The sequence below is a fragment of the Kocuria sp. KD4 genome (assembly GCF_011769905.1).
GTDB lineage: Bacteria > Actinomycetota > Actinomycetes > Actinomycetales > Micrococcaceae > Kocuria > Kocuria marina.
On the sequence record NZ_CP050449.1, the window covers coordinates 2,122,466 to 2,148,844 of the forward strand.

Genomic DNA, 26,379 nt, shown 5'->3' on the forward strand with positions numbered 1-26,379 from the left:
GGCTTTCATCTCTCCGACGACGACGCCGCGGGGCCACTACCTACCGCGGGGCTGCTGCCCGCCGCCGGCCTGTCGAAGCGGACGGGAGTTGCGTGTCCGAGGCCCCGAGCGGCATCGGGCAGGGAGGTCGCCGCCACGACCGTGACGGCCCGGTCCTCGCGCTCCGGCTGGGCGCGGGCCCCTCGGATGTCCGCCTGCACGAGCGCGCCCACGGCGGCCGCGAGCAACAGAACCTGCCCGTAGAGGTTGAACCACAGCAGTACACCCACGAGCACCGCGAACGAGAGCAGATAGGGGTTGTCCGCGCTGCGGGCGATGATTTCGCTGCCGCCGTAGCGCAGCACCTGCGAGCCCAGGGCACCCGTGACGATGGTGGCCAGCAGGGCCTTGCGATGCAGTTTGAGCTGGGCGACCCCGCTCACCAGGGCCAGGCTCATCAGGATGTCCACGAGCAGACCCACGCCGAGCGTGACCGCGGACTTGGCCCCGCCGTCCAACCACGGCTGCAGGCGCGTGAGACCGAGCTGACCGAGCCACCCCAGCACCCCGTCCACGGCGCCGGACGCGAAGACGCTCACGGTCGCGGAGGCGAGCAGCAGGATCCCGATCACCACGAGCCACGCGAGATCGCGCGGTACGGCCGCCACGGGCACCCCGGGGGCGGGCGGCAGTTCGAACATCCGCCGCGTGGCCAGCCGGATACCGGCCACCCAGCGCCACGCGGTGAACAACAACACCGCGAGCGCCACGGTGGAGGCCACGGTGAAGGGCCCCGTGTTCTCGAGCAGGCTCAGCGGGATGACTCCCCCGTTACCGTCCCCCACGTCCAGGAGTCCGGGGATGTTCTGCACCAGACCCGCCACGAGCGTCTGCTGCAGCGGCGAGTCGGTTCCCAGGAACGTGGCGAGTGCTGCGAAGCAGATCACCAGCAGGGACGAGGACGCGAAGAGCAATTGGTACGCGAGCCCGGCGGACATGAGCGGCCCGCCGTGGAACATGTAGTGCGCCACCACGCGCACGGGGAACACCGACATGAACCGCGCGAAGAACCACGCACCCAGGGCGCCGGCCCGCCTGCCCAGGGGTGCCCCCTCGGCGGCGAGCTGTCGGCGTACTTCGCGCAGGCGCCGGTGTTCCGCGTGCAGTCCAGTGCGGTCCGTGAGGGCGGGGACCACCGGGGGCGGGTCAGTGTGCGTCACGGTCGTCCGTGCCGGCCCCGCCGAAGGGGATGCGGTCCCGCACGTGCCACGCACCGTGTTCGTCCCCCTCGTAGAGGTCGATGTGGTCCACCAGGAAGGACGCGTGGTACGTGCGCAGCACGTGCTGGGCGCGGTCCAGCCCCTCCTCCGTGGTGCCGTGGGCCAGCGTCACGTGGGGGTGGAAGTCGAAGGGGGACGCGGACTCCAGGTGGTGCTCGCTCAGATCGCAGTGCAACTGCACGCATTGGTCGTGACCGCCCTCGATGCGCAGGTAGACCACCGGGGTCACGGGTCGGAACGTCCCCGTGCCGCGGATCTCCACGTGGAACGGTTGCCAGCGGTCGGCAACCTCCCGGATGTGGGACACGAGGTCCGCCCAGTCCTCCCCGCGCTCGGCGATCATGAGTGTGATGTGCGCGGGGACCGAGCCCGCTTGCGCGTCCCCGAAGGACGAACGCCAGTCCTGCAACTCCTGGCCCATGGGTTCGGGCAGCCGGATGACCACACCCGCGTACACCCGGCCCGGGCGCACGGTGGGGGAAGGATGTCCCTCGCTCACACGATCCTCCTCAGGTCGGCCCCGTCCAGACTATCCCACGGCGTCTGGCGCCACACGGCGTGCCGCACGGGGCCCCGCCCGGCGACTCACGCGCCGAGGAGGAAGCCCATCCGCTCGTAGACGTCCGTGACCGTGCGGGCCGCGATCTCCCGGGCCTTGTGCGCGCCCCGGGCCAGCAGCCGGTCCAGCTCGGCGGGATCGTCGAGCAGTTCCTGGGCGCGCTTCTGGATGGGGTCCAGGGTCTGGGTGACCACCTCGGCCAGGTCCACCTTGAGGTGGCCGTACATCTTGCCCTCGTACTCGGCCACGAGGGTGTCCACCGGGGTGCCCGTGAGGGACGAGTAGATGGTCAGCAGGTTGGAGATCCCCGGCTTGGCCTGGCGGTCGAAGCGCACTTCGGTGCCGTCGTCCGTCACGGCGGACTTGATCTTCTTGGCGTTGGATTTCGCGGGATCCAACAGGCGGATGAGCCCGGCATCCGACGGCGCGGACTTGGACATCTTGGCCGTGGGGTTCGCGAGGTCGTAGACCTTCGCGGAGTTCTCGAGAATCTTGGCGTCCGGGACCACGAACGTCTCACCGAACCGGGAGTTGAACCGCTGCGCGAGGTTGCGGGTCAGCTCGAGGTGCTGGCGCTGATCCTCCCCCACCGGGACCTGGTTCGCCTGGTACACCAGGATGTCCGCGGCCATCAGCACGGGGTAGGTGAACAACCCCACCGTGGTGTTCTCCGCCCCCTGCTTGAGGGACTTGTCCTTGAACTGGGTCATCCGCGCGGCCTCCCCGTAACCGGTGATGCAGTTGAGCACCCATGACAACTGCGTGTGCTCCGGCACCTGGGACTGGATGAGCAGCGTGGAGCGCTCGGGGTCGATGCCCGCGGCGATGTACTGCGCGGCCGTGACCCGGGTGCGCTCGGACATCGTGGCCGGGTTCTGGCCCGCGGTGATCGAGTGCAGGTCCGCCACGAAGAACACGCACTCGTTGTCGTCCTGCATGTCCACCCAGTTGCGCAGCGCTCCCACGTAGTTACCCAGGTGCAGGGAGTCCGCGGAGGGCTGCACGCCCGACACCACGCGGGGTGTGGGGTTCGGGGCGGTGTTCTGTTCGGTCACGGTCGACATCTTCTTTCGGTTCTCGGTCACGGGAGGCGGGGAGGTGCGGTGCGGGCAGCGGCGTCGTCGTCCGACGGCGCGCGGGACCTCACGAGAGGCGGTAGTCCACCACGAGCGGGGCGTGGTCGGAGAAGCGCGTGTCGTACGCGGCGGCCCGGTCCACGACGGCACTCCGGGCGGCCGCGGCGAGCCCGGGGGTGGCCATGTGGTAGTCGATGCGCCACCCGGCGTCCGTGTCGAACGCCTTGCCGCGGTAGGACCACCACGTGTAGGGCCCGGGGACGTCCCCGGCGAGGCTGCGGGCCACGTCCACGTAGCCCACGTCCCCGAAGAACTTGTCGAAGTACGCCCGTTCCTGCGGCAGGAAGCCCGCGTTCTTGACGTTGCCCTTCCAGTTCTTGATGTCCCGCTCGGTGTGGCCCACGTTGAGGTCACCCACCACGAGGGCATGATCGCCGCGCTCGGCCAGTTGCGGCATGCGGGTGAGCATCGCGTCCAGGAAGCGGTACTTGTCGTCCTGGCGGGGTGTGTCCACCTCGCCGGAGTGGACGTACGCGGAGACCAGGGTCAGTGTGGTGCCGTCCGGCAGGCGGACGTCGTTCTCGATCCAGCGCCCGGAGTCGTCGAAGTACTCGTCCCCGATGCCCACGCGGGACTCGGTGGGGAGCAGGGCGCCGTCGAACGCGTCGCGGCGCGTAGCGATCGCGACGCCCGCGCGGCCCTTGGCGGCGGCCTCGGTGTGCCGCACGTCCCACACGTCCTCGTCGAGCAGCTCGCGCGTGATCTTGTCCGGCGCGCGCACCTCCTGCAGGCACAACAGGTCGACGCCGCGCGGGGCCAGCCAGTCCGCCATCCCGCGCCGGTACGCCGCTCGGATGCCGTTCACGTTCACCGTGGCAATGCGCACCGTCTGCTGGGAATCCGCCATGTGCCTGTGTCTCCTCGCTCGTTACGGGGTAGTTTTCAGTCCACCACCGTACCGCTCACGGGCTTCGAGGAGTCCTTGAGGCTGCGCAGCCCGTTGGCCGCGGTCATGTCGATGGTCTCCAGAGCCCGCTGGATCTGCTCAGGATCGGGCTCGGCGCCGGAGAGCTGTTCCTTCACGACCTTGGACTGCACCAGGATCACCTGCATGCCGTGGGCGAGCTTCTCGTCCCGCAGGGACTGACCCGCACCGGCGGACGCCGAGGCGGCGGGAGCGCGGCCGTGCTGGGCCTGGAACTGCTCCTGTGCCTGGCGCACCTGCTCACGGCCGTACGCCGCGGCCTTGCGCACCATGCTCAGCGCCCACACCGCGAGCATGAGCCAGCCCAGGGCGATCCCCGCGAGGATCCAGCCGAGCAGGGAGTTGGAGTTGGCGGCCTGGATCAGGGCCACCGCGAAGATCACGGCCAGGACGGCCAGCCCGATCACCGTCCCCCAAAGGGCGGTGCGTCCGGTGCGGGGAGCGTCCGGGGAGTCGGTGGCGCGGGTGTGTGCTGATCCGATCGACTGCATGAACCCATTGTCTCAAACCGCGCGGGGCGCACCGAATCGGGCGGGTCCCCGGGGACCCGACCCACCGGCGTCGCCCGAGCCCCTCGGCACAACCGGGCCCCGAGGGGGTATCAAGAGAGGGTGAGCACATCTTCCGCGGACTCTCCGCGCTCCCCCGGGGACGACTCCCCCGCCCTGGACCCCGCCGAACGACGCCGCATCCTGTGGGTCCTGCTCGTTCCCCTGTTCATGTCCCTCATCAGCGTCTCGATCGTGAACGTGGCCCTGAGTTCCATCCAGCAGGAGCTGGGGGCGAGTTCCTCGGCACTCCAGTGGGTGCTCACCGGGTACGCGCTCGCGTTCGGGGTGCTGCTCGTGGCCAGCGGCCGCGCGGGGGACGTGTTCGGCCGCCGGAAGCTGTTCATCGCGGGGATCGCGGTCTTCGCGGGGGCCTCGCTGTTGTGCGGTCTCGCGCCCAACACCACGGTGCTCAACATCGGCCGGGTGATCCAGGGCCTCGGATCCGGGATGCTCAACCCCCAGACGGTGGGCATGATCCAGGAGTACTTCCAGGGTCGGGAGCGCGCCAAGGCGTTCGGGCTGTTCGGTTGGGCACCGCGATCGGCACCGCCCTGATCACGGCGGTGACCTTCGGTGTGCTCGCCCGCGCCGACTGGGATGCCGCGTTCACGGCGAGCTTCGCGGTGATCACTGTGATCGTGCTGATCGCCATGGGGATCGGGATCGCGGACATGCGCCGACGCACCCCCGAGGAGCCATCCCGGGGCTGAGCCCCACGCACCTCGTTCCCGGCACGTGTTCGGACCACGGACTCCCGGGTTTTACGGCCGCCCGCGTGCCGCACAGACCCCGGGGACGACGCCGCCGCGCGGCCGGCTCGAACGAACGAGACGGCCGCGCGGCGTCGTGACCGGAAGGCTACGGGATCAGGCCGACTCGACGGCCCGTTCGCAGGACTCCACCACGTTGACGAGCAACATGGCCCGGGTCATGGGACCCACGCCCCCGGGGTTGGGCGACAGCCACGAGGCGCGCTCGGCGGCGGCCGGGTCGATGTCCCCCGTGAGCTTCTTCTTGCCGGTCTCCGTGTCCTCGACCCGGGAGACACCCACGTCGAGCAGGACGGCACCCTGCTTGATCTGGTCCGCCCCGATCATGTGCGGGCGCCCCGCCGCGGCCACCACGACGTCCGCTTGCGCGAGCAGCTCGGGCAGGTTGCGGGTGCCCGTGTGGGCCAGGGTCACGGTCGCGTTGATCTCCCGGCGGGTCAGTAACAGACCGATGGGCCGACCCACGGTCACACCGCGGCCGATCACCAGCACGTGGCGCCCCGCGAGGTCCACCCCGTGACGCGTGAGCAGCTCCACGATCCCGTGCGGCGTGCACGGCAGCGGGGACGTGATGGGCTCGTTGACGTTGAGCACCAGCCGCCCCAGGTTCGTGGGGTGCAACCCGTCGGCGTCCTTGACGGGATCGATGCGCTCGAGCACGGCGTTGGTGTCCATGTGCGGCGGCAGGGGCAACTGCACGATGTACCCCGTGCACCGGGGATCGTCGTTGAGCTCGTCGATGACGCGCTCGAGCTCCTCCTGGGACGCGTCCGCGGGCAGTTCCTTACGGATCGAGGCGATCCCCACCTGCTCGCAGTCGCGGTGCTTGCCCGCCACGTACGAGTGCGAGGCGGGATCGTCGCCCACGATCACGGTCCCGAGACCGGGCACCACGTCCCGCTCGCGCAGTGCGGTCACGCGCTCGGTCAGTTCTTCCTTGATCCGGGCCGCGGTCGCCTTACCGTCGAGGACCTGGGCCGTCATCTCACCACTCCTCGAGGCCGGGGTACAGCGGGAACTGCTCGGTCAGGGCGTCCACGCGCGAGCGCAGGACGGAGACGTCCGCACCGGGCTTGAGGGCCTCGGCGATCACGTCCGCGACCTCCTCGAACTCGCCCGCGCCGAAACCGCGGGTCGCGAGCGCCGGGGTCCCGATACGCAGCCCGGACGTGGTCATGGGCGGGCGGGGGTCCCACGGCACCGCGTTGCGGTTGACCGTGATCCCCGCCTGGTGCAGCAGGTCCTCGGCCTGCTTGCCGTCCAGCTCGGAGTGGCGCAGGTCCACGAGGACCAGGTGCACGTCCGTGCCGCCGGTCAGCACGGACACACCGTGCTCCGCGAGATCCGGGGAGTTCAACCGCTCGGAGAGGATCTGCGCGCCCTCGATCGTGCGCTGCTGGCGCTCGCGGAACTCCTCGGTGGCCGCGATCTTGAACGCCACGGCCTTGGCCGCGATCGCGTGCATGAGGGGCCCGCCCTGCTGGCCGGGGAACACTGCGGAATCGACCTTCTTCTTGAGGTCCGCTTCCGCGAGGATCACACCGGAGCGCGGGCCCGCGAGGGTCTTGTGCACCGTGGAGGTGGTCACGTGCGCGTGGGGCACCGGGTTGGGGTGCAGCCCCGCGGCCACGAGACCCGCGAAGTGGGCCATGTCCACCCACAGCTTGGCATCCACCTCGTCCGCGATCGAGCGGAACGCCTCGAAGTCCAGCTGGCGCGAGTAGGCGGACCAGCCGGCCACGATCACGTTCGGCCGGGCCTGCAGTGCCTGCTCGCGCACCTTGTCCATGTCAATGCGGTAGGTGTCCGGGTCCACCTCGTACGCGGCGATGTTGTAGAGCTTGCCCGAGACATTGATCTTCATGCCGTGGGTCAAGTGCCCACCGTGGGCCAGGGACAACCCCATGAGGGTGTCACCGGGCTGCATGAGCGCGGCCATCACGGCGGTGTTCGCCTGGGCGCCCGAGTGCGGCTGCACGTTCGCGTGATCCGCCCCGAACAGTTCGCACGCGCGGTCACGAGCGAGGTTCTCCACGACGTCCACGTACTCGCAACCGCCGTAGTAGCGACGGCCGGGGTAGCCCTCCGCGTACTTGTTCGTGAGCACCGAGCCCTGCGCCTCGAGCACGGCACGCGGCGCGAAGTTCTCCGACGCGATCATCTCGAGCGTGGAGCGCTGGCGCCCCAGTTCGTCCTCGATGGCCCGTGCGACGTCCGGGTCCACCTCCGACAGCGGTTGATTGGTCACAGGGTGTCCCAGGGATTCCGTCATGCTCCACCTTCTTTGTGCGCGGGAGGGTCCGCTCCAGCATATCCGCGCGTCGCGGTGTTGCGCCTCAGCACGGCGGGGGCACGAGCGCGGCGATGCTCGTAGAGTTTCTGGATCGTCCGGGCCCTCGGCGGGCGGGTCCCGCCCGGGGAGCGAATGCGGGTAGCATGTGTACCCGTACCGCGTGCGTACCCCCTGCGCGCGGCAGCCGTCACAGCGCAGCCGGGCTGCCGCTCTCGCTCAGCGAGCGCGAGCATTCGCATCGTCCCGCCCCACGTCCTGATCCTTCGTGTTAGGAGATCTCGCGCCGTGAACGTTCTTCCCACCGCCCCGTTCACCGCTTCCATGCCGCGCATCACCGACGGCCAGTCGCCGCCGGAACCCGTGGACGTGGTGCGCACCCCGTACGCCGCCGTGATCTTCGACATGGACGGTGTGGTGACCGACACCGCCGGGGTGCACGCCCGCGCGTGGCAGAAGCTCTTCGACCGGTTGCTGACCGATCCCCGCCTCGAGCCCGTAGCTCCGGCCACCGAGGTGGACCGGCGCCCGTTCGACATGGGCGGTGACTACCGCACGTACGTGGACGGACGACGTCGCGAGGACGGCGTCCGCGCGTTGCTCGCCGCCCGCGGGACCATGCTCCCCGAGGCCCAGAGCCACGAGGACCCGCAGCCGGGTGACTGGACCGTGCAGGGCCAGGCCGCCGCGAAGGACGGCTTCTTCCACGAGGAGCTGCGCGAGCACGGTGTGCGCGTGTTCACGGGCACCGTGGCCCTGATCGAGCGGCTGCGCGAGGGCGGTGTGCCCGTGGGGCTGGTGACCGCGAGCCGCAACAGCGCCGTGGTCCTCGAGGCCGCCGGGTTGCAGCACTTGTTCGACCGCATCGTGGACGGCAATTGGGCCGCCTCGCACGACCTGCCGGGCAAGCCCGCCCCGGACACCTTCCTCGAGTGCGCACGCCTGCTGGGCGTGGCCCCCGGCGAGAGCGTCGTCGTGGAGGACGCCGTGGCCGGCGTCCAGGCCGGTGCCGCCGGCGACTTCGGCCTGGTCGTGGGGATCAACCGGGACGGTGCCCGGGAACGGCTCTACCGCGCGGGCGCCCACGTGGTGCTCAACGACGTCGCCGAGCTGGACCTGGGCGCGCGCCGGGACGACCCGTGGGCGCTCGTGTTCGACGGTTTCGACCCCGCCACCGAGCCCCGCCGCGAGGCCCTGCTGACCCTGGCCAACGGCTACATGGGCGTGCGCGGCGCGGCCTGTGAGTTCGCCGCGAACACCGTCCACTACCCCGGAACCTACCTGGCTGGCGTGTTCAACCGGGTGCTCAGCCACATCAACGGCCGGGACGTGGAACACGAGTCCATGGTCAACGTGCCCAACTGGCTGCACCTGGACCTGCGTTTCGCGGAGGGCCAGTGGTGGTCCGAGGGCGGAATGAAGCCCTCCGAGGAACGCGTGGAACTGGACCTGCGCCGCGGTCTGCTGACCCGCACGCTCGTGCTCACGGAAGCGGACGAGGACCCCGGCGCGGACCAACCCCCGCGCAGCCTGGAGATCACCCAGCGCCGCCTGGTGTCCCTGCGCTACCGCCACCTGGGCGCCCAGGAGACCCGGATCGTCTCGCGTGGATTCAGCGGGCGGTTGCACGTGCGCACCGGTGTGGACCCCGCCGTGACCAACAGCGGCGTGGCCGAGTACCGGGAACTCAACGCCCACCACCTCGCGCTACTCGAGTCCACGACCCTGCCGGACGAGCACGAGACCCTGCTGTCCCTCGTGCGCACCTCCCAGTCCAAAATCGAGATCGCGATGGCCCAGCGCACGCGCATCGAGTCCGAAACCCCCGTGCGCGAGCGCCGCGAGGTGCGCCCCGGCGGGATCGAGTTCCGCCGCTACACGGTGCAGATCGACCCGCACAACCCCGTGCTCGTGGACAGCACGACCGCGGTGGTCACGAGCCGCGACGCCGCGATCGGTTCCCCCCGCGAGGGAGCACTCGCCGAGCTGAACCGCACGCCGTTCGGGGTGCGTAAGCTGCTGGCCTCTCACGAGATCGAGTGGGCCCGGTTGTGGGACCGCTACGAGGTCACCCTGGAGGCCGCGGAGGACACCCCCGAGCACGTGGCCACCCAGCTCGCGGTGCGCACCCACCTGTTCCACGCGGCCCAGACCCTGGCCCCCCACCTGTCCCTGCGGGACGCCGGCATCCCCGCCCGCGGTCTGCACGGTGAGGGCTACCGCGGCCACATCTTCTGGGACGAGCTGTTCATCCTGCCCGTGATCAACATGCGTCAGCCGCACGTGACCCGGTCCCTGCTCTCCTACCGGTGGCGGCGCCTGGCTATGGCCCAACAGCACGCCCGGGACTTCGGTCTCTACGGCGCGGCCTTCCCGTGGCAGTCCGGTTCCGACGGGCGCGAGGAGACCCCGCCCGAGCTGTACAACCACCACTCCCGGCGCTGGCTACCGGACAACTCGTGGCGCCAGTTCCACGTGGGCCTGGCGATCGCGTACAACGCGTGGGTGTACTACGAGTCCACCGGGGACATCGACTGGCTCTCCAGCCACGGGACCGAGCTGATCGTGGGAATCACCCGCCTGTTCGCGTCCCTCGCGGAGTACGACTCGCACGACGGCAAGTACCACATCTCCGGTGTCATGGGCCCCGACGAGTACCACGACGGCCCCGCGGGCCAGCACGGTGGCGGGCTCAAGGACAACGCCTACACCAACGTGCTTACGTCCTGGCTGTTCCGTCACTCGGCCCACATCTTCCACGACATGGTCGAGCACCAGCGCGAGGACCTGGAGTCCCGCTTCGAGATCTCCCCGCAGGAGGTCCAGAAGTGGCTCAAGATGGCCGAGAACATGTACGTCCCGTTCAACGCGGACGGCACGATCGCGCAGTTCGAGGGCTACGACGAACTCGCCGAACTGGACTGGGACTTCTACCGCACCAAGTACCGCAACATCGGCCGCCTGGACCTGTTGCTCGAGAACGAGGGCGACCTGACCAACAACTACAAGCTCTCCAAGCAGGCGGACACGATCATGCTCGTGTACCTGCTGGGTCCCGAGGGTTTGATCGAGGAACTCGCGCGCATGGGCTACACCACGGACCTGGACGCCATCCAGCGCACCGTGGACCACTACATCACACGCTCCTCCAACGGTTCGTCCCTGTCCCGCGTGGTCAATGCCGCGGTGCTCGCGTGGCTCGACCCGGACCGCTCGTGGGGTTCGTTCCAAGACGCGCTCATGATCGACATGGACGACACCCAGGGCGGCACAACGGGTGAGGGCATCCACCTGGGTGCCATGGCCGGTTCGGTGGACGTGATCACCCGCGCGTACGCCGGGCTGCGCGTGCGGGGCCAGTGGCTCGAGTTCCAGCCCGCACTGCCCCGCGAGTTGGACGCCGTGGACTTCACGGTCCTGTACTGCGGTCAGGTCATCGAGGTCTCGCTGGACCACGACATCCTGGAGCTCGAGGCGAGCTCGGTCAAGGCGGATCCGGTCACGGTGCACGTCAACGGCGCCGAGTACGTGCTCAAGGGCGGGCAGAAGATCTCGGTGTCACTGCGCCACCGCGAGTCCCGGCGTCCCGAGAAGGCCATGGTCGCCCTGCGGCGCCGGTTCATCTCCGACGCCGGCGAAGGCTGAGCCCCGCCCCGAACCGTGGCCGTACGACAACGCCGCGCGGCTCGGGCGCGCCTGCGTACCGCGCGCACACCGGGCCGAGCCCCGGCCACGCGGCGGGCGCGTGGCGGCTACCGGCGGCGTCGTGACGAGCGCGAGCGCGCACTATGCTATGGCTCATGACACAGTTCTCCGAGCCCGCGGGCGCCGACGCCGCCCGCGAACCCCTGATCCTGCCCTACGGCCAGCACCGGCCCTCCGTGGCCCGCTCCGCTTTCGTGGCACCCAACGCCACGATCGTGGGTGACGTGGTGGTGGGTGCCGGGGCGGGCATCTTCTACGGCGCCGTGGTGCGCGGTGACCGCTCCCCCCTGCGGATCGGGACGAACTCCAACCTGCAAGACAACGTCACGGTGCACTCGGACCCGGACCACCCCACGACCATCGGCGAGCGCGTGAGCGTGGGCCACAACGCGGTCATCCACGGGTGCGTCCTGGAGGACGACGTCCTCGTGGGGATGAACGCCACCGTGCTCAACGGCGCCGTGGTGGGCCGCGGGAGCCTGATCGCCGCCGGGACCGTGGTACTCGAGGGCGAACGCATCCCGCCCGGTTCCCTCGTGGCCGGGGTCCCGGGCAAGGTCCGGCGGGAGCTGTCCGTGGACGAGCAGCATGCCGTGAGTCGCAACGCCCAGAACTACATCGAGCTCTCCCGGGAACACCGCGCCATGTTCTCCTGAGCCCGCCTGGACAACCGCAACACACGACGACGCGCGGCCCCGGAAGCCCGGGGCCGCGCGTCGTCGTACGCCGGGTGAAAACGCGGTAGCCCGGCGGGAGCGGCTCAGTGAGTGTCGCCCAGTGGATGCGGCTCGGTGGATGCCGCTCAGTGGAAGAAGTGCCGCGCCCCCGTGAGGTACATGGTCACGCCCGCGGCCTGGGCCGCCTCGATGACCTCCTCGTCACGGATGGAACCGCCCGGCTGCACCACGGCGCGCACGCCCGCGTCCAGGAGCACCTGCAACCCGTCCGCGAACGGGAAGAACGCGTCCGACGCCGCGACCGCACCGCGGGCACGTTCGGCGTGATCCTCGGCGAGCGTGTTCGCCCGCTCCACGGACAGGCGGCACGAGTCCACGCGGTTGACCTGGCCCATGCCGATGCCCACCGAGGCGCCGTCGTTCGCGAGCAGGATCGCGTTGGACTTCACGGCTCGCAGGGAACGCCATGCGAACTCGAGGTCCGCCAGGGTCTTCTCGTCCGCGGCGTCACCCGAGACCAGGGTCCAGTCGGCAGGGTCGTCGCCCTCGGCGTCGAGGCGGTCGGCCTGCTGGAACAGTGCGCCGCCGGAGATCCCGCGGTACTCCAAGGGATCGCGGCCGAAGCCCTCGGGCAGCGCGAGCAGGCGGATGTTCTTCTTGGCCCCGAGGATCTCGAGCGCCTCCGGCTCGAACTCGGGGGCCACGACCACCTCAGTGAAGATGGGCTTGAGGTTGCGGGCCATGTCCGCCGTGACCGTGCGGTTGGCCGCCACGACACCGCCGTACGCGGAGAGCGGGTCGCACGCGTGGGCCTTGAGGTGGGCGTCCGCAATGGGGTCCTGCGCGCCGGGGGTGGCCACGGCCACGCCGCACGGGTTGTTGTGCTTGACCACGGCCACGGCGGGCTCGTCGTAGTCGAATGCGGCGCGGACGGCGGCGTCCGCATCCACGTAGTTGTTGTAGGACATCGCCTTGCCGTGCAACTGCTCGGCCTGCGCGATCCCGGGCGCCGCGGCGTCGTTCGTGTAGAGCGCGGCCTTCTGGTGCGGGTTCTCGCCGTAGCGCAGGGACTCCGCGCGCTGCAGCGCGAGACCCGCGTACGGGGGCCAGAAGTTCGCCTCGGGGTCGTGGTCGAACTGCTGGGCGGTCCACGTGGCCACGGCGGTGTCGTAGGCCGCGGTGTGGGCGAACGCCGCCGCCGCGAGCTTCTGCCGGGCCGCGAGGTCGTAACCGCCCTCCTGGGCCGCGCGCACCACGTCTGGGTAACCGGCAGGATCCACGACCACGGAGACCGCGGCGTGGTTCTTGGCGGCCGCGCGCACCATGGACGGACCACCGATGTCGATCTGCTCCACCACGGCGTCCTGCTCCGCACCCGAGCGCACGGTGTCCTGGAACGGGTAGAGGTTCACGATCACCAGGTCGAACGGCTCGATCTCGAGCTCGGTGAGCTGATCCATGTGTTCCTGCTTGCGCCGGTCCGCGAGGATTCCCGAGTGCACGCGCGGGTGCAGGGTCTTGACCCGCCCGTCCAGGCACTCCTGGAACCCGGTGACCTCGGAGACCTCGGTCACGGGGACCCCCGCGCCGCGGATGGTCCCGGCGGTGGAACCGGTCGAGACGATGCTCACGCCGGCGTCGTGCAGCCCTCGCGCGAGCTCCTCCAGACCGGTCTTGTCGTACACGGAGATCAGTGCGCGCTTGAGCGGCACACGGTTCAGGTCGGCAGTGTTCACGAGCTCTCCAGTGGGGACGAGGGTACGGACGGTAGGCGGGCCGGAGCCCGGTTCAGTCTACGACCGGGGCAGATCGGGGTCGGTGCTCGTGACGTCCCAGCTCAGTTTCGCCAGCGCGTTGACGAGCAGGGTGCGCTCGGCGGATTTGATCCGCTCGTGCAGCACGGCCTCGGTATCGTCCTCGGCCACGGGGACCGCGACCTGGGCCAGGATGGGTCCGGCGTCCACGTCCGCGACAACCTCGTGCACCGTGGCGCCCGTGACCTTCACGCCGTAGGCCAGGGCGTCCCGCACGGCATGGGCACCGGGGAAGGACGGCAACAAGGACGGGTGCGTGTTGATGATCCGGCCCGGGAACACGGACACGAACTCCGCGTCCACGATCCGCATGAACCCGGCGAACACCACGCGGTCGGGGTGGTAGGACGCCACGCGTCGTTGCAGCGCACGGTTCCACTGCTCCCGGTCCGGGTACTCGGACAGCGGCACCACGAAGGTGTCGATGCCCGCGGCGCGCGCCCGGTCCAGACCGGCGCACTCCAGGTCCGCACCCACGGCGGCGATATCCACCTCCACGTCCCCCTGGTGCAGGGCGTCGATCATCGCCTGCAAATTCGTACCGGAGCCCGAGACCAGAACCACTAAACGCATGGGCCCACTCTATCCAGCGAGGCTGCCTCGATGGCGCCGCGGCGGTGCCGCACCCGCGGCGCTGCTCGGTCCGTCGGCTCGCCTACAGTGGTGGGTATGCACGATTCCCGCCACCGGAGCACGCCGCCCCACGCCACGCACTCGATGGGTTCGACCTCCGGCGGCTCCCCTTCCGGGGGTTCCCACTCAGGGGGACCGCACTCCGGCGGCCCGCAGCACCGTGGCCCGCACGCCGGCGACCCGCGCGGTGAGAAGCCCTCACCTCGCGGCCCCCAGTCCGGGGACCCCTCCGACGGCGACGGCGCTCGGCTCCGGTTCGCCGCGGTGGCCGCGGCCCTCGCGGTGCTCGCCTCCGCACTCGTGGTGGGTGACGTGTGGTCCACCGTGGCGGGGCTCGTACTCGCCATCGCCGGGATCGTGCTGGGCATCATCGCGCTCGCGCGCTCCCGCGGTTCGTCCTCACGGGTCCTGATCACGGTGCTCGCGGTGTTGGCCATCGTGTGGGGTGTGATCAATGCGCTGGGCGGTGGCACCCGATTGCTCGTGTGGCCGGCCACCCAGGTCTACCAGGAATGCACCGAGCGGGCCCTCACGCTGTCCTCGACCAGCCGGTGCGAGCAACAGCTCAACGACAACGTGTGGAAGCACTTCTCCGGTGCGCCCCTCGAGACGGGTGCGCCGCAGGACGATCCGACGGCCACCGCCACGCCTGAGGCCTCCCTTGTCACGCCCACGCCGAGCGCCTCGAACCCTGCCCCTTCAGGGAGTGCTACACCGGGAGCGACCTCGCCGACCTCCGCCGGTCCCGGGTCCTGAGACGCCCGTTCCCAGCGAGTCCATTGCTATCGGGAGCGGTTCGTCATCGGCCCAGTCCCACGTCCTGGGACGCCCGAGCCCGTCGGCGCCAGGAGCGGATCATCGTCGTCTCAGTCCCGCTCGTCGTCGAGGGCGGCCAGCCGCGCGGCCTTGCGCTTCTCGGACCTGCGCTGCGCACGACGACGCTTGGCCTCCTCACGGCGGGACAGTCCCGGTTCGTCTGCCGATCGTCCCACGGCCGTGGACCCGCCGCGGGGCTGGGACTCCCGCTCGGGCTCGGCGGCAGCGCGCGACGCGCGGCCCCGGAACAGACCCCGGACACCCCGAGCCGTGACCTCGCCGTCCGGGACGGCCGCCCCGGATCCAGGACGGCCACCGGGTGCCGTGCGAGCATCCTGCCCGGCGCCGGGGCCGGAAGCCGAGCGGGAACTGTGCACAGCGCCAGCGGCGGGCAGGGCGTCGTGGTGGGCCACAGCGGCGTCGTCCTCCGGGGCCGAGGAATCCGGCACGGGGAGCTCGTCCGCCTCGGCGCGGGAGCGGGAACGGTAGCCCTCGCGTTCGAGCCAGGGCCCGGCCAGGCACCCCACGGTGGCGCCCACCGCGAGTTCGGCACCGAGCCACAGGAACACATGCCACGCGTGCGGGCCGATGTCCGTGAGCCTGCCGATGCCCAGCGAACCGCTGGAGAGCCACGCGAGCGCGGTCACGAGGCCCGCCCCCACCGCGGCCATGAACACCGCCGTGAGCACGGTGGAGAGCACGAACGTGATCCAGCGCAGGGGCAGGCGGATGGCCATCCAGTCGTCCAGGTGGTTCTCACCCTCGCGGCAGAACCACCACCCCGCGAGCAGACCCGCGAGCACGGGCAACCCCAGGACCGCAGGGGCGTACAGCCACGGGTCACCGGTGGGCAGCGCGGCGAGCGCCGGGAACTGCGGCAGCGGTCCCAGCGTGCTCTGGAACGGCGACACCAGGGTCCCGGTGCCCAGCGAGAAGCCGGCACCGGTGGCCCACGTAAGCGCCCACACGACCATGTTGGGCAGGTACCCGAACTGCAGTGCCGTCAGGGCGGTGTCCCCCGCAGCGCCGGTACCGAGGTCCTGGTAGACCGTGATCACGCGGTCCCAGTTCCACGCGAGCGCCACCACGAACAACAGGGCACCGGCCGCCACAGCGGTGACCGCGGCGAGGAAACCGGCGCGGATCACGGCCCACACGTAGGAACCGGCCCAGCGTGAGTGCTGGCTCGTGCGCTGCAACCAGGACGCGACGTCGGCCCCGAGCACCGCGGCGAGCGAGCGCGAAGCGCTCCACCCGCCCACGAGGGTGCCCAACCCGGCCGGGACCAGGGGCAACAGGGCGGCCGCCACGAGGTCCACCGAGACTTGTTCAGTGCGGCTGAGCCAGCCCACGAGGGCCCCGAAGAGCGCGTACGCGAGCATCCCGGCGAAGAACGGGATCAGGAACTGACCGCGCCAGCACGCCCGGGCGATCCGGCGGCCCGCGATCACCGCGAGGCCGAACGGGATCAGCGTGAGCCCTAGAGGCACGAGCGTGACCGTCCCGCCACCGTCCAGCGACAGGCCCTGGATGGCTTGGATCGTGAGGGGCACGCAGTGCGCGAGCAACCAGACCTGACCGGCGAGCTGCAGGCTCCCGCCCGCGCCCAGGGTCGCGAAGCCCCCCGCAGCCCATACCGCACCCAAGAGCACGGTGCCCAGCAACAGGCCCACCACGGCCACCGCGAGCAGCTCGATCACGCCCTGCAGCGCGAGCGGCATGGGCAGTCCCGGGGAGTCGTCCGGTTCGGGGCGGGGCACGTCGGCGGCGCGCACGGGGGACGAACCGTGCGACGTGAAGCGGTCGCGTACGCCCGAGACCACGCCGGGCAGTGAGGGAAGTTTCATCACCGGACATCTTTTCACGTTCACCCGCGCACCACGGGCAGCGAAGTTAGCCCGGACTTCACCTGCGGGCCACCCCCGGGTGACTCCCCCGTGAGGCGCCGGGCCCACAGTGGGAACCGTGAGAATCGCATTGGTGGCCGAACAGTTCCTCCCCCACGTCAACGGTGTCACTCATTCGGTGATCCGCGTCCTGGAACACCTGCGGGATCACGGGCACGAGGCCATGGTGATCGCCCCCTCCTACGAGAAGACCCTGTTCCTGGGCTCTGTGGACCACGTGGACGGCGTGCGGATCGAACGCATCCCGTCCCTGCCGCTCGCGGGCTATCCCGAGGTCCGCGTGGCGAGCTGCACCGTGAGTCGCATGCAGCGCATCCTGGCCCGTTTCGCCCCGGACGTGGTGCACGTGGCGTCCCCGTTCGTGCTCGGGTGGCAAGCCATCCAGGCCGCCAAGGGTCTGGGTCTGCCGTGCGTGGCCGTGTACCAGACGGACGTGCCCGGTTACGCCGCACGCTACGGTGCATCCGTGCTGGAGACCGCCATGTGGTCCCACGTGCGTGCGATGCACAACAGCTCGACCCTCACGCTCGCTCCCTCCACGGCGTCGATCAGCCAGCTCCACGAGCACGGCGTCCAGCGGGTGCACATGTGGCGCCGCGGCGTGGACACGAGCCGGTTCCGTCCCGCGCTGCGCGATCACGCGTGGCGCGAGCGCGTGGGCGGCGGCAAGCGACTCGTGGGATACGTGGGGCGGTTGGCCCCCGAGAAGCAGGTCGCGGACCTCGCCGCGATCGACGCCCTGCCGGACACCCGGCTCGTGATCATCGGTTCCGGCCCCGGGAAGGAGTCGCTGCGCTCGGTATTGCCCAACGCGCACTTCGAGGGCTTCCTCACGGGCACCGAACTCGCCACGGCCATGGCGTCGCTGGACGTGTTCGTGCACCCCGGTGAGCACGAGACGTTCTGCCAGACCATCCAGGAAGCCATGGCCTCCGGGGTCCCAGTGGTGGCCGTGGGCCGCGGCGGCCCCCTGGACCTCGTGGACTCCTCGCGCAACGGGTGGCTCTACGCCCCGGGTGACCTGGCCGGGTTGCGCGAGCGCGTCCGGGACCTCGCGGGCGACGACGCCAAACGCCTCGCCTTCGCGCGCACCGCCCACCAGTGCGTGCAGGAGCGCACGTGGGGTGCCGTGTGCGAGCAGTTGCTGGGCCACTACGAGCGCGCTCGCACGGTCACCTCCCGGATGCGCGGTACGCGCGGGGCCGGCCTGCGCACCCCGTGAGAAACGCCGCCGGGTGCCAGATGTTACTCAACAGAAGCTTGATTAAGTTTTGATGACATTCTCGGTCCGCGCCTGGCTGGTCCCCCGAATCCACGGATAGGCTCGAAGCAGCTTCACGAGATGCGCCCGCGCAACGACAAGGACGTCACCGCGCGCCCAGAGCTCCAACTCGGCGTACGCCAACCCTCGGTTCAGGGGTGGATTGGATGACGAAGCGGCCGGGGCCACACGTGTGGTTCCGGCAAGCGACCGGAAAAATCAGAGGCCCGACATCATGAACACGACAACCCAGAAATCCCACCCCGACACCCGCGAACAGTGGGTGGACGTCACCGTTCAGGCGGACCCCGCCCGGCACGTGGTGTCCATCACGGGATCGGACGGTCACGAGCACGAGTACTTCGCGGACGACGCCCGTGAGGTCGCACTCGCCGCACAGCACACACGGGGGCGCGGCCAGTGGTGCGCCAAGTACAGCAGACTCCTGGTCCCCGGAGCGTCCCGGGTGACCGGCGGGGTGTCCTTCTACAAGCTGGAGCCCTTGCCCGCGTAGTCCTCACGAGCACGGTCCCCGCGACCGCGAACTCCACGATCGGGTGTGGCCCGGGTCCGGACGGACCCGGGCCACACCCATGTTCTCAGCCTGCTCGGTTCTTGGCGGCCGTGCTCACCGGGCGGTCGCGTCCCGGTCCTGGGCGATCAGCTCGGCGGCGCGTTCACCGATCATGAAGACCGTGATCTTCGGGTTCACCGTCACGAGCTCGGACATCACCGAGGCGTCTGCCACGCGCAATCCGCTCACGCCCTTGACGATCGCATCCAGCAGGAACGCCGTGCGCCCGGTGATGAGCACGTACAGCATGAGCCCGATCGCCAGGATGATGCTCTGCTCGGAAAGCCGCCGGATGCCCTTGTCCACGCCCAAGACGCACGAAGCCACCGCCATGAAGACCCCCAGGGCGGTCAGTGCCGACGGCACCGCCAGGTTTTCGGGGACGCCGAACAGGTAGCGCAGTCCGAAGTTCAACTGGACCACCCCGATCCCCAGGGACGCGGCCACCCCAAGGATGGTCCCCAGCAGCGCCGCGGTGTCCACGGCGTCGCCGGCGGCACCGTGGATCCGGCACCCGATCAGGGGTAGAGAGCGGAGCGGATGCTCAGCGGCATGCCGAAGCCGTAGGCGAAGTAGCCGAAGGCCATGCCCATCAGGGCGTACATGGCCCACCCCGTGAACAGGTTGAACTGGGGTTTCGCGTGGTCCGGGCCCATCTTGATCGTGCCGTGCCTGCTGTCCGCGACCAGGATCACGAGAGCGGCCGTGAGGATGTAGAACCACCCCAGCCGGGAGGCGACCCACGCGACCACGCCGCCGATCACGGCGTCAGCGTGCTCGGGTGCCTCCGTGGCCCAGGCGGACGGCGAGACATGCAGGGTTGCCGCGGCAACGAAGACCCGCCAGTTGACGGGCAACCGGGGTGGCGCAGAGCGAGGGGCCCGGACGGGGCGGGCGGATCCGCGACGGGCGACGAGCCCGGGCGTGGGTGACGGATGGACGAGGAATCGTGTGTGGTCACGTCGGGGATGCGGGTCGGACGTCGGACGACCCGGGGTTGAGGCGCCTTACTACCAGCCGTTAGTCATGGCACGCCACCTCACTTTAGGAAAGGGCCGCGCAGCGGCCGAATGCAGCCGCGCGGCCCCACGAGTACACCCCCCCCCCCGCTCGCCCGGGGCGGCACTGTCAGCCCAGCAGCTTGGCCACGAGGGCGCTCGCGAACTCCTCGGAGACATCCCCGTAGTTCAGGGAGAAGTCCTCGTCCACGAGCGTGGGCAGCAGCCCCGAGCACAGCACCGTGGCGCGCGCGTACAGCCCCGGCAGGGCGGCACCGATGGGCACGGAGAGCAACCGCAGCTCGGGATCGTAGCTGACCAACGCCGTGCCGGTATCCCGCGCCGCGAGGTGCTTGCCGAGCCCCGAGGACACGGGACGGGCGTGACCCGAGACCACGTCCTCCGCGGTGCGGTACGCGTAGCGCGTCTTGTGGTGGTGGTTGATCCGGTACAGCCCCGCCTGGTTGCGGTCGTCCGTGGCCTCCCACGTGGCGTCCGCGGGCACGAAGCGTTCCGCGACCCCGTTGTACTGCATCTCCTTCAGTGGCAGCCCGGCGACGACCGAGGACAATGGGGGCAGGGTGTCGAGCATGACGGGCCCGGCGTCGTAGACCACGTCGCACAGCCCCTCGGGCAGCAGCTTGCTCAGCGCGTCGAGGTCCACATCCTGGAGCATGGTGGTCGCGTGGTCCTCCGGGGACAGCACCACGACCTCACCACCCTGGGCCCCGACCGCCTGCGTCACGGCGTCCTCTTGGTCGGTCTTCCACCCGCCCGTGAGCAGGATGGAGCCGTCCACGAGCTGGGTCAGGGCCGGGGAGCACACCTGCCAGCGGCGCACCGTCCAGTTCTCGTCCCGGATCACCTCGAGGAAACCGAGGGCCTGCAGGTGACCCACGAACCATTCCTCGAAGCGCTCGGAGTCCTCGAGCTGGCGCGCCACGATGGACAGGCTCGACCGCTTGCCGCCACCCAAGAACGTGAGGATGTCCTTGAACGGCGCCCAGGACCCCGGGTACTCGCCCTCGTCCGGGCCGATGAACTGCAGTGCCTCGACCGAACCCGTCTGACCCACCGCCGAGAGCTTGGTGAGCCGGCCGGGGTAGCGCTTGGTGAGCCCGCAGAACTTGCAGCGCCCGAACACCCACGGCGCCTTGGCCTTGGGATCCATGGGGGGCAGGATCACTTTGTGCTTGCCCGTGACCATGCAGGACACGTCCGGGGCCTCGGGCAGCTCGTTGCTGCGCTCGGGGAACATCTGCCCCTCGGCGGACTCCCACCCGGCGACCTCGGGCACGGGGACCTCGTCCACGGTGGCCTCGTGGGGGTCCATGTTGTCGAACGACCCCTGGACGTACTCGTCCGGGATCTCGTCCCGCGTCACCGCGGTGACGGGCCACAACGGTTCCTCCGCGACGTGGACCATCTCACCGTCGTAGCCCAGGGAGCGTTGAGTGATGTAGTAGGAACTGTCCCGCACGCGGAACTCGAGGCGCTGCTTCACGGTGCGCCCGGAACGCAGCACCAGCGTGTAGTCGTTGGGCTTGAGGTGGCCGTCCTCGCGGGCCAGATCGGTCCCGCCCAGGCTCACCTGGAACGGTGGCACCCGGGGTGCGGTGAGCTTGGTGCTCATGAGCTTGAACGAGTGCGGGTTGCGCCACTCGCACTCCACGGACAGGGGGTCGTCGCTGTCCGATGTCACGGTCAACTGCGGGGGCCGCAGGGCCGAGAACCGGTCCACGTCCCCGGGGATCCGCAGCCCGCCGGACAGGGTGATTGCGGGGACCAGGCGGGGTACCAGGGCCGAGAAGTTGTCGTTGACGGTCAGCGCGGGGTCACCGGCACGCAGCACCTGGACGTCGTCGAAGAGCACCCAGCCCTCGCAGACCCCGTTCTCCCCCGGGCCCACCACGCGGTAGTCGGGAGAGGCCGAATCGTCCAGGATCGCGCGGATCTGATCCACCCATTCAGGTTGATCGCGCACCATGATCCGGCACGGCCACGCCGCGGGGACGTGGTCCACGGAGATGAACGTGTCCGAGTACGCGTCCTTGGCGAAGACCACCACGGGCCGCGGATTACGCGTGAGGGTGAGCTCCCCCGCGGTGATCTGCAGCTGCCCGGACAGCAGCGTGTCACTCGTCATGCGGGCGTTGTACGCGGAGATCCCCAGGAACGCGTCCCCGATGTAGGACAGGAACATGGTGCGCGGGCCGACCGTGGTCGCGAGATCCACCTCACGACCGGGCACCAGCCGCTTGGGCACCACGAAACCGAGTTCGTAGATGGGGTTGCCCACGTAGTCCGTGCCGTCCGTGAGGGACAACCCGGGGCTGCGCGAGCCCAGGTGCCGCGTGCCGCGGGCGGCGGCAGCGGCATCGTCGTCGGGGGCGGACTCCCACGCGTCCAACTGGGCGAGGGCGACCTGCAACGCGGGATCGCGCGTGAGGGGGTTGGTCCAGATGCTGCGCAGGCTCTTGGGCACATCGGTGTCCGCGATGTCGAGCCAGAAGTCGATGTAGATCCCGAGCTCCGCCGCGCTCATCCCCTGCGCCGTGGTCAGTTCGAGGTCCTCGAACATCTGGTGCAGTTGCCGCAGCTCGGACGGGCCGAACAGGGTCTGGGACAGAGCGAGGCCCACGGGACGGTGGTTCACGGCGTACGCGGACGGCAACCCGAGTTGGCCGTCGAAGGCCTCGAGCCAATAGCGCAGCGCGTCCCAGTAGGTCTCGGAGTCCTTGCGCACCGAGGTCTCGAGCGCCTTGACGTTGTCCTGGCCCGCTTGCAGCAACACCGCGAGCGGCAGGTAGAACGTGGACACGGACTTCTTGCCCGTGCGCGCCGCGAGCGCGGACATGTGCCGCCCGGCCAGGGCGAACAGGGCCAACAGCGCCACGATGGGCGGCGGGCCGATCCTGGTGAGGTCCTCGAGCTGGCGCCGGGACGTCCGGTACCACGCCTCGGTGAGCTTGTTGAACGCGTCGAACACGGACCGGCGGGAGCCGTCCGTCACGAGCAGCGGCGTCACGGAGTCGGCGAGCGCACGCAGCGTGGCCGGGCCGTCCAGGCCGAATTCCGAGCCGATCTGTTCGAGCATCTTCTCGTCCAGGTCCAGGTGGACCAGTTCCCCGGCCCTCCTGGGGCCGAAGAATGCCCGCGCCACGGCGTCGTTCCAGCGCAGGTACTCGACTTCCCGGGGTCCGGATGCCATTGCGTGGTCCCCCGTGTGGAAACCGGCAGCGTCAGCCACAAATCCTCCGTCTGCGCCGTGCGGCGCGCTCGAAACACGACAATCCCTGTCGATTATAAGTTCCCGCCCGTCGGCGGTTCACTGCCCGATCCCACCGCGCCCCCGGTTTGCACGACGACGACGACGCTGCCCGGGCCCTCGCCCACCGGCGCCCTGCCGTGTCCGCACCGGGCGGTACGGTAGGGGCCATGGATGGTGCTGCGCAGTTCACGGACGCCCGCGGTCCGGGTGCCGCCCCGGACTGGCGCAGCGAACTCTCCCGGATCGTGCCCGGCACGAGTCCCGACAGGGTCGTGGCGGACCCGGAATCCGGACCCACCGTGGCCCTCGAACTGGACCTGGCCCGGGTGCAGAACCGCACCCCGAAAGCGTGGCAGGAATCACCCCGGGAGACCCCGCTGAGTCTCACGGCCCGTCCGGTGCTGCGCGGACAGCGCCACGGGTGGGTGCACACCGGCATCGACTGGGGCAACCTGGCCTCCCACGCCCGCTCCGGGCACCTGAGCGCGGAGCAACTGGACTGGTTCGAGGAGCTGCGAGCGCTCTCCGAGTCGCACCGCGGCAGTTTCGCTGCGGACCGGCACCAGCTGCACATGGAGCGCTACACCTCTCCCCTGTTGTGGCCCATCCTGGGGCGCGCCCGGGGGCTCGGGATCCCGCTCGTCTCCAAGGGCACGGGAGCACCCGTGATCGTGGATCGCGACGGCCGGTTCGAGGTGCGCGTGGATCCCGGCGAGCACGGCGAGCTCGCCCTGCACCCCCAGCTCATCGTGGGCGAGAACGAGATCCCCCTGCGCTGGACCCGGATCATCGGCCAGCCAGGTCACGGCCTGTTCTACCCGGACGCGACCCCCGCGGCCCTGGACACCGCGGAGGACCTCAACCAGTTCCCGTTGCACCTGGTCGCCCTGGGCACCCGCCTCAATCAGCAGCAACGCTCGTTCCTGGACCGCGCCGAATCCCTCACGGTCCCGCAGGACGGTGTGGAGGAGTTCTTCGACACCTACTTCCCCCGGTTGCACCAGAGCATGCACGTGATCGCGGGCGAGGACTCCCTGGTGCTGCCCCAGGTCGCGGATCCGCAGTTCGTGCTCACCATCCACCACGACGACCTCACCGAGCGCGTGGAGTGGGAGTGGGAGTACCAGAAGGGTCGCGAACGGATCCGGCTGCCCTTCCGCCCCCTGGACCCTCTCGGGGACGAGCCCGTGGCCCGCGAGTCCCGGTGGGAGTCCTCCATGGTCCAGGCCGTGCACCGCCGGATCCCCGAGTTGGACTTCAAACGCAGTTCGTACGCGGCGCAGGACGCCCTGACCCTGTTGCGGGTGTGGTTGCCGCTGCTGCGCAAGATCCCCGACCTGCGCATCGTGGAGACCGGCGGGAGTCCCGCCTACCGCGAGGTCACCGAACCCACCGAGATCACGGTGTCCACCGCGCCCACCGAACACCACGACTGGTTCGGCCTGGGTGTCACCATCAGGGTCGGTGAGCACTACCTCCCGTTCTCCCAGATCTTTCAAGCGCTCGACCGCGGCCAGGACGTGATGTTGCTGCCGGACGGTTCCTACTTCTCCCTGGACCGCCCCGAGTTCACGCGGCTGCGCACGCTCATCGCCGAGGCTCGCACCCTGCAGGAGGACAAGGACGCGCCGCTCGCGTTGAACCGCTACCAGGCGAGCCTGTGGGAGCAGTTTGAGGACCTCGCCACGGACACCCGCCAGGCCGAGCAGTGGCGCGAGGGCGTGCGCGCACTGACCCACCTGCACGAAATCCCCTCTCCCCCGGTCCCCGAGGCCCTACAGGCCAACCTGCGCCCCTACCAGTACGAGGGCTTCCGGTGGCTGAGCTTCCTGTGGGACCACGGACTGGGCGGGATCCTCGCGGACGACATGGGCCTGGGCAAGACCGTGCAGACCATTGCCGCGATCCTGCGCGCCACGGATCGGGACCCGCAGCTGCCGCCCCACCTGGTGATCGCACCCACCTCCGTGGTGGCCAACTGGTCCGCCGAGCTGCGCCGCTTCGCGCCCTCCTTGGACATCACCGTGCTCAACCACACCAAAGACTCCGTGGCCGACGCCGCCGCGCATTCCCATGTGGTGCTCACGTCCTATGCCCTGCTGCGTCTGGACGCGGAGGCCTACCGCTCGGTCGGGTGGACCGGGGTGATCATGGACGAGGCCCAGTTCGTCAAGAACCCCCGGACCAAGGCCTACCGCGCCGTGAAGAACCTGCGGGCACGCACGTGTCTCGCGATCACCGGCACCCCCATGGAGAACAGTCTTTCCGAACTGTGGTCGTTGCTCTCGCTCACCGCCCCCGGGCTGTTCCCGTCCAAGAAACGTTTCACCGAGCACTACCAGCGTCCCATCGAACGCGCCATGGACTCGGACGCCCTGGCCCGGCTGCGGGCCCGGATGCGCCCGTTCATGCTGCGCCGCACCAAGGCGGACGTGGACCTGCAGCTGCCACCCAAGCTCGAGCACGTCCTGCCCGTGGGCTTGAACCCCGAACACCGCAGTGCGTACGACCGCCGGCTGCAGCGTGAGCGCGCCAAGATCCTGGGCCTGCTGCGCAACTTCGACAAGAACCGGTTCACGATCTTCCAGTCGCTGACCACCCTGCGGATGTTGGCGCTGGACCCCGTCCTGGTGGACCCGGAGTCCAAGGCGCCATCCTCAAAACTGGACGTCCTCTTCGACCAGCTGCCCCAGCTCGTCCAGGAAGGCCACCGCCCGCTCGTGTTCAGCCAGTTCACGAGTTTCCTCAAGATCGTGGCCCAGCGCCTCGACGACGCCGGGATCGCCTACAGCTACCTCGACGGCAGCACGCGGGACCGCGCGGGGGCGCTCGAGAAGTTCCGCAGCGGCCGCGCTCCCGTGTTCCTGGTGAGCCTCAAGGCCGGCGGTTTCGGCATCAACCTCACCGAGGCCGACTACTGCTACCTCCTGGACCCGTGGTGGAATCCCGCGGCGGAGAACCAGGCCGTGGACCGCACCCACCGGATCGGGCAGACCAAGAAGGTCATGGTCTACCGCATGGTCGCGCAGGGCACGATCGAGGAGAAGGTCATGGACCTCAAGGCCCGCAAGGCGGACCTGTTCGGGGCCGTGCTCGACGATGAACGGTTCTTCTCCGCCACGCTCGACGCCGAGGACATCCGCGCGCTGGTTGGTGTCTGAGCGAACCCCGGGGTCCGTTGAGTGCCCTGCACGGTCCCGATCACGCCGACGGTCGAGCTCGGGCGCACGCGG

The 26,379-nt window shown here is 69.9% G+C and carries 21 protein-coding genes and 1 riboswitch; of the genes, 8 read left to right on the forward strand and 13 right to left on the reverse strand.

Features of this window, described 5'->3' with window-relative positions; translation table 11 throughout:
* Positions 1 to 5: 5 nt before the first annotated feature.
* From HBK84_RS09555 to HBK84_RS09575, 5 genes are all read right to left on the reverse strand, one after another.
* Positions 6 to 1,199, reverse strand: coding sequence for a YihY/virulence factor BrkB family protein (locus HBK84_RS09555; RefSeq protein ID WP_167318762.1), 1,194 nt, complete (start codon positions 1,197 to 1,199; stop codon positions 6 to 8).
* On the reverse strand, positions 1,186 to 1,758 hold the full coding sequence (locus tag HBK84_RS09560; protein ID WP_240918937.1) for a 2'-5' RNA ligase family protein: 573 nt from the start codon (positions 1,756 to 1,758) through the stop codon (positions 1,186 to 1,188). Before HBK84_RS09560 ends, HBK84_RS09555 begins: the two co-directional genes overlap by 14 nt.
* Before the next feature lie 86 nt (positions 1,759 to 1,844).
* Positions 1,845 to 2,882, reverse strand: coding sequence for a tryptophan--tRNA ligase (gene trpS / locus HBK84_RS09565; RefSeq protein WP_167319190.1), 1,038 nt, complete (start codon positions 2,880 to 2,882; stop codon positions 1,845 to 1,847).
* Between the two features lie 79 nt (positions 2,883 to 2,961).
* Positions 2,962 to 3,801, reverse strand: coding sequence for an exodeoxyribonuclease III (locus HBK84_RS09570; protein WP_064847184.1), 840 nt, complete (start codon positions 3,799 to 3,801; stop codon positions 2,962 to 2,964).
* A gap of 35 nt (positions 3,802 to 3,836) precedes the next feature.
* Positions 3,837 to 4,370 (reverse strand): hypothetical protein, encoded by a 534-nt coding sequence (locus tag HBK84_RS09575; protein ID WP_064847185.1) that lies wholly within the window; start codon positions 4,368 to 4,370, stop codon positions 3,837 to 3,839.
* A 120-nt stretch (positions 4,371 to 4,490) separates the two neighbouring features.
* Here HBK84_RS09575 and HBK84_RS09580 point away from each other — a divergent pair, with 120 nt between their 5' ends.
* Both HBK84_RS09580 and HBK84_RS12680 read left to right on the forward strand, forming a co-directional pair.
* Positions 4,491 to 4,985 carry an MFS transporter gene (locus tag HBK84_RS09580; protein WP_240918938.1) on the forward strand — a complete coding sequence of 165 codons (495 nt, stop codon included), beginning with the start codon at positions 4,491 to 4,493 and terminating at the stop codon, positions 4,983 to 4,985.
* Positions 4,958 to 5,140, forward strand: a complete 183-nt coding sequence (locus tag HBK84_RS12680; RefSeq protein ID WP_206069147.1) for a hypothetical protein — start codon at positions 4,958 to 4,960, stop codon at positions 5,138 to 5,140. The genes HBK84_RS09580 and HBK84_RS12680 overlap by 28 nt, the downstream gene beginning before the upstream one ends.
* Before the next feature lie 156 nt (positions 5,141 to 5,296).
* On the opposite strand, the gene HBK84_RS09585 is transcribed toward HBK84_RS12680, so the two are convergent.
* Together HBK84_RS09585 and glyA are read right to left on the reverse strand one after the other, a co-directional pair.
* Positions 5,297 to 6,184: a bifunctional methylenetetrahydrofolate dehydrogenase/methenyltetrahydrofolate cyclohydrolase gene (locus HBK84_RS09585; protein ID WP_167318763.1), complete on the reverse strand. Its 888-nt coding sequence runs from the start codon at positions 6,182 to 6,184 to the stop codon at positions 5,297 to 5,299.
* 1 nt (position 6,185) lies between these two features.
* Positions 6,186 to 7,472, reverse strand: coding sequence for a serine hydroxymethyltransferase (gene glyA / locus HBK84_RS09590; RefSeq protein ID WP_085107027.1), 1,287 nt, complete (start codon positions 7,470 to 7,472; stop codon positions 6,186 to 6,188).
* A 306-nt stretch (positions 7,473 to 7,778) separates the two neighbouring features.
* On the opposite strand from glyA, the gene HBK84_RS09595 reads away from it, so the two are divergent.
* Together HBK84_RS09595 and HBK84_RS09600 are read left to right on the forward strand one after the other, a co-directional pair.
* The gene (locus HBK84_RS09595) at positions 7,779 to 11,135 is read left to right on the forward strand and encodes a beta-phosphoglucomutase family hydrolase (protein WP_167318764.1); all 3,357 of its coding nucleotides are present in this window, start codon (positions 7,779 to 7,781) and stop codon (positions 11,133 to 11,135) included.
* A 155-nt stretch (positions 11,136 to 11,290) separates the two neighbouring features.
* Entirely contained in the window at positions 11,291 to 11,851 is a 561-nt protein-coding gene (locus tag HBK84_RS09600; protein WP_052160784.1) for a gamma carbonic anhydrase family protein, read from the forward strand.
* A 146-nt stretch (positions 11,852 to 11,997) separates the two neighbouring features.
* Here HBK84_RS09600 and purH read toward each other — a convergent pair whose 3' ends face one another.
* The gene (gene purH, locus HBK84_RS09605; protein ID WP_144931204.1) at positions 11,998 to 13,608 is read right to left on the reverse strand and encodes a bifunctional phosphoribosylaminoimidazolecarboxamide formyltransferase/IMP cyclohydrolase; all 1,611 of its coding nucleotides are present in this window, start codon (positions 13,606 to 13,608) and stop codon (positions 11,998 to 12,000) included.
* Positions 13,609 to 13,665: 57 nt separating this feature from the next.
* Positions 13,666 to 14,259, reverse strand: coding sequence for a phosphoribosylglycinamide formyltransferase (gene purN / locus HBK84_RS12685; RefSeq protein ID WP_084118061.1), 594 nt, complete (start codon positions 14,257 to 14,259; stop codon positions 13,666 to 13,668).
* 96 nt (positions 14,260 to 14,355) lie between these two features.
* On the opposite strand from purN, the gene HBK84_RS09610 reads away from it, so the two are divergent.
* Positions 14,356 to 15,075, forward strand: a complete 720-nt coding sequence (locus tag HBK84_RS09610) for a DUF308 domain-containing protein (RefSeq protein WP_167318765.1) — start codon at positions 14,356 to 14,358, stop codon at positions 15,073 to 15,075.
* Positions 15,076 to 15,185: 110 nt separating this feature from the next.
* On the opposite strand, the gene HBK84_RS09615 is transcribed toward HBK84_RS09610, so the two are convergent.
* Entirely contained in the window at positions 15,186 to 16,982 is a 1,797-nt protein-coding gene (locus HBK84_RS09615) for a DUF6350 family protein (RefSeq protein ID WP_240918940.1), read from the reverse strand.
* A 118-nt stretch (positions 16,983 to 17,100) separates the two neighbouring features.
* Here HBK84_RS09615 and HBK84_RS09620 point away from each other — a divergent pair, with 118 nt between their 5' ends.
* Positions 17,101 to 18,264, forward strand: coding sequence for a glycosyltransferase family 1 protein (locus HBK84_RS09620; RefSeq protein WP_167318766.1), 1,164 nt, complete (start codon positions 17,101 to 17,103; stop codon positions 18,262 to 18,264).
* A gap of 111 nt (positions 18,265 to 18,375) precedes the next feature.
* Positions 18,376 to 18,518, forward strand: a riboswitch (SAM riboswitch).
* A gap of 20 nt (positions 18,519 to 18,538) precedes the next feature.
* Positions 18,539 to 18,817: a hypothetical protein gene (locus HBK84_RS09625; RefSeq protein WP_035963768.1), complete on the forward strand. Its 279-nt coding sequence runs from the start codon at positions 18,539 to 18,541 to the stop codon at positions 18,815 to 18,817.
* Between the two features lie 114 nt (positions 18,818 to 18,931).
* Here HBK84_RS09625 and HBK84_RS12875 read toward each other — a convergent pair whose 3' ends face one another.
* The 3 genes from HBK84_RS12875 to HBK84_RS09640 form a co-directional block, all read right to left on the reverse strand.
* Positions 18,932 to 19,360, reverse strand: coding sequence for a BCCT family transporter (locus tag HBK84_RS12875; RefSeq protein WP_240918941.1), 429 nt, complete (start codon positions 19,358 to 19,360; stop codon positions 18,932 to 18,934).
* A 35-nt stretch (positions 19,361 to 19,395) separates the two neighbouring features.
* Entirely contained in the window at positions 19,396 to 19,734 is a 339-nt protein-coding gene (locus tag HBK84_RS12880; RefSeq protein ID WP_167318767.1) for a BCCT family transporter, read from the reverse strand.
* 271 nt (positions 19,735 to 20,005) lie between these two features.
* Positions 20,006 to 23,086, reverse strand: a complete 3,081-nt coding sequence (locus tag HBK84_RS09640; protein WP_240918942.1) for a hypothetical protein — start codon at positions 23,084 to 23,086, stop codon at positions 20,006 to 20,008.
* Between the two features lie 227 nt (positions 23,087 to 23,313).
* Between HBK84_RS09640 and HBK84_RS09645 the strand changes: the two genes are divergently transcribed.
* Complete coding sequence (locus tag HBK84_RS09645; RefSeq protein WP_167318769.1) at positions 23,314 to 26,307, forward strand: DEAD/DEAH box helicase; 2,994 nt, start codon at positions 23,314 to 23,316, stop codon at positions 26,305 to 26,307.
* Positions 26,308 to 26,379: the final 72 nt, after the last annotated feature.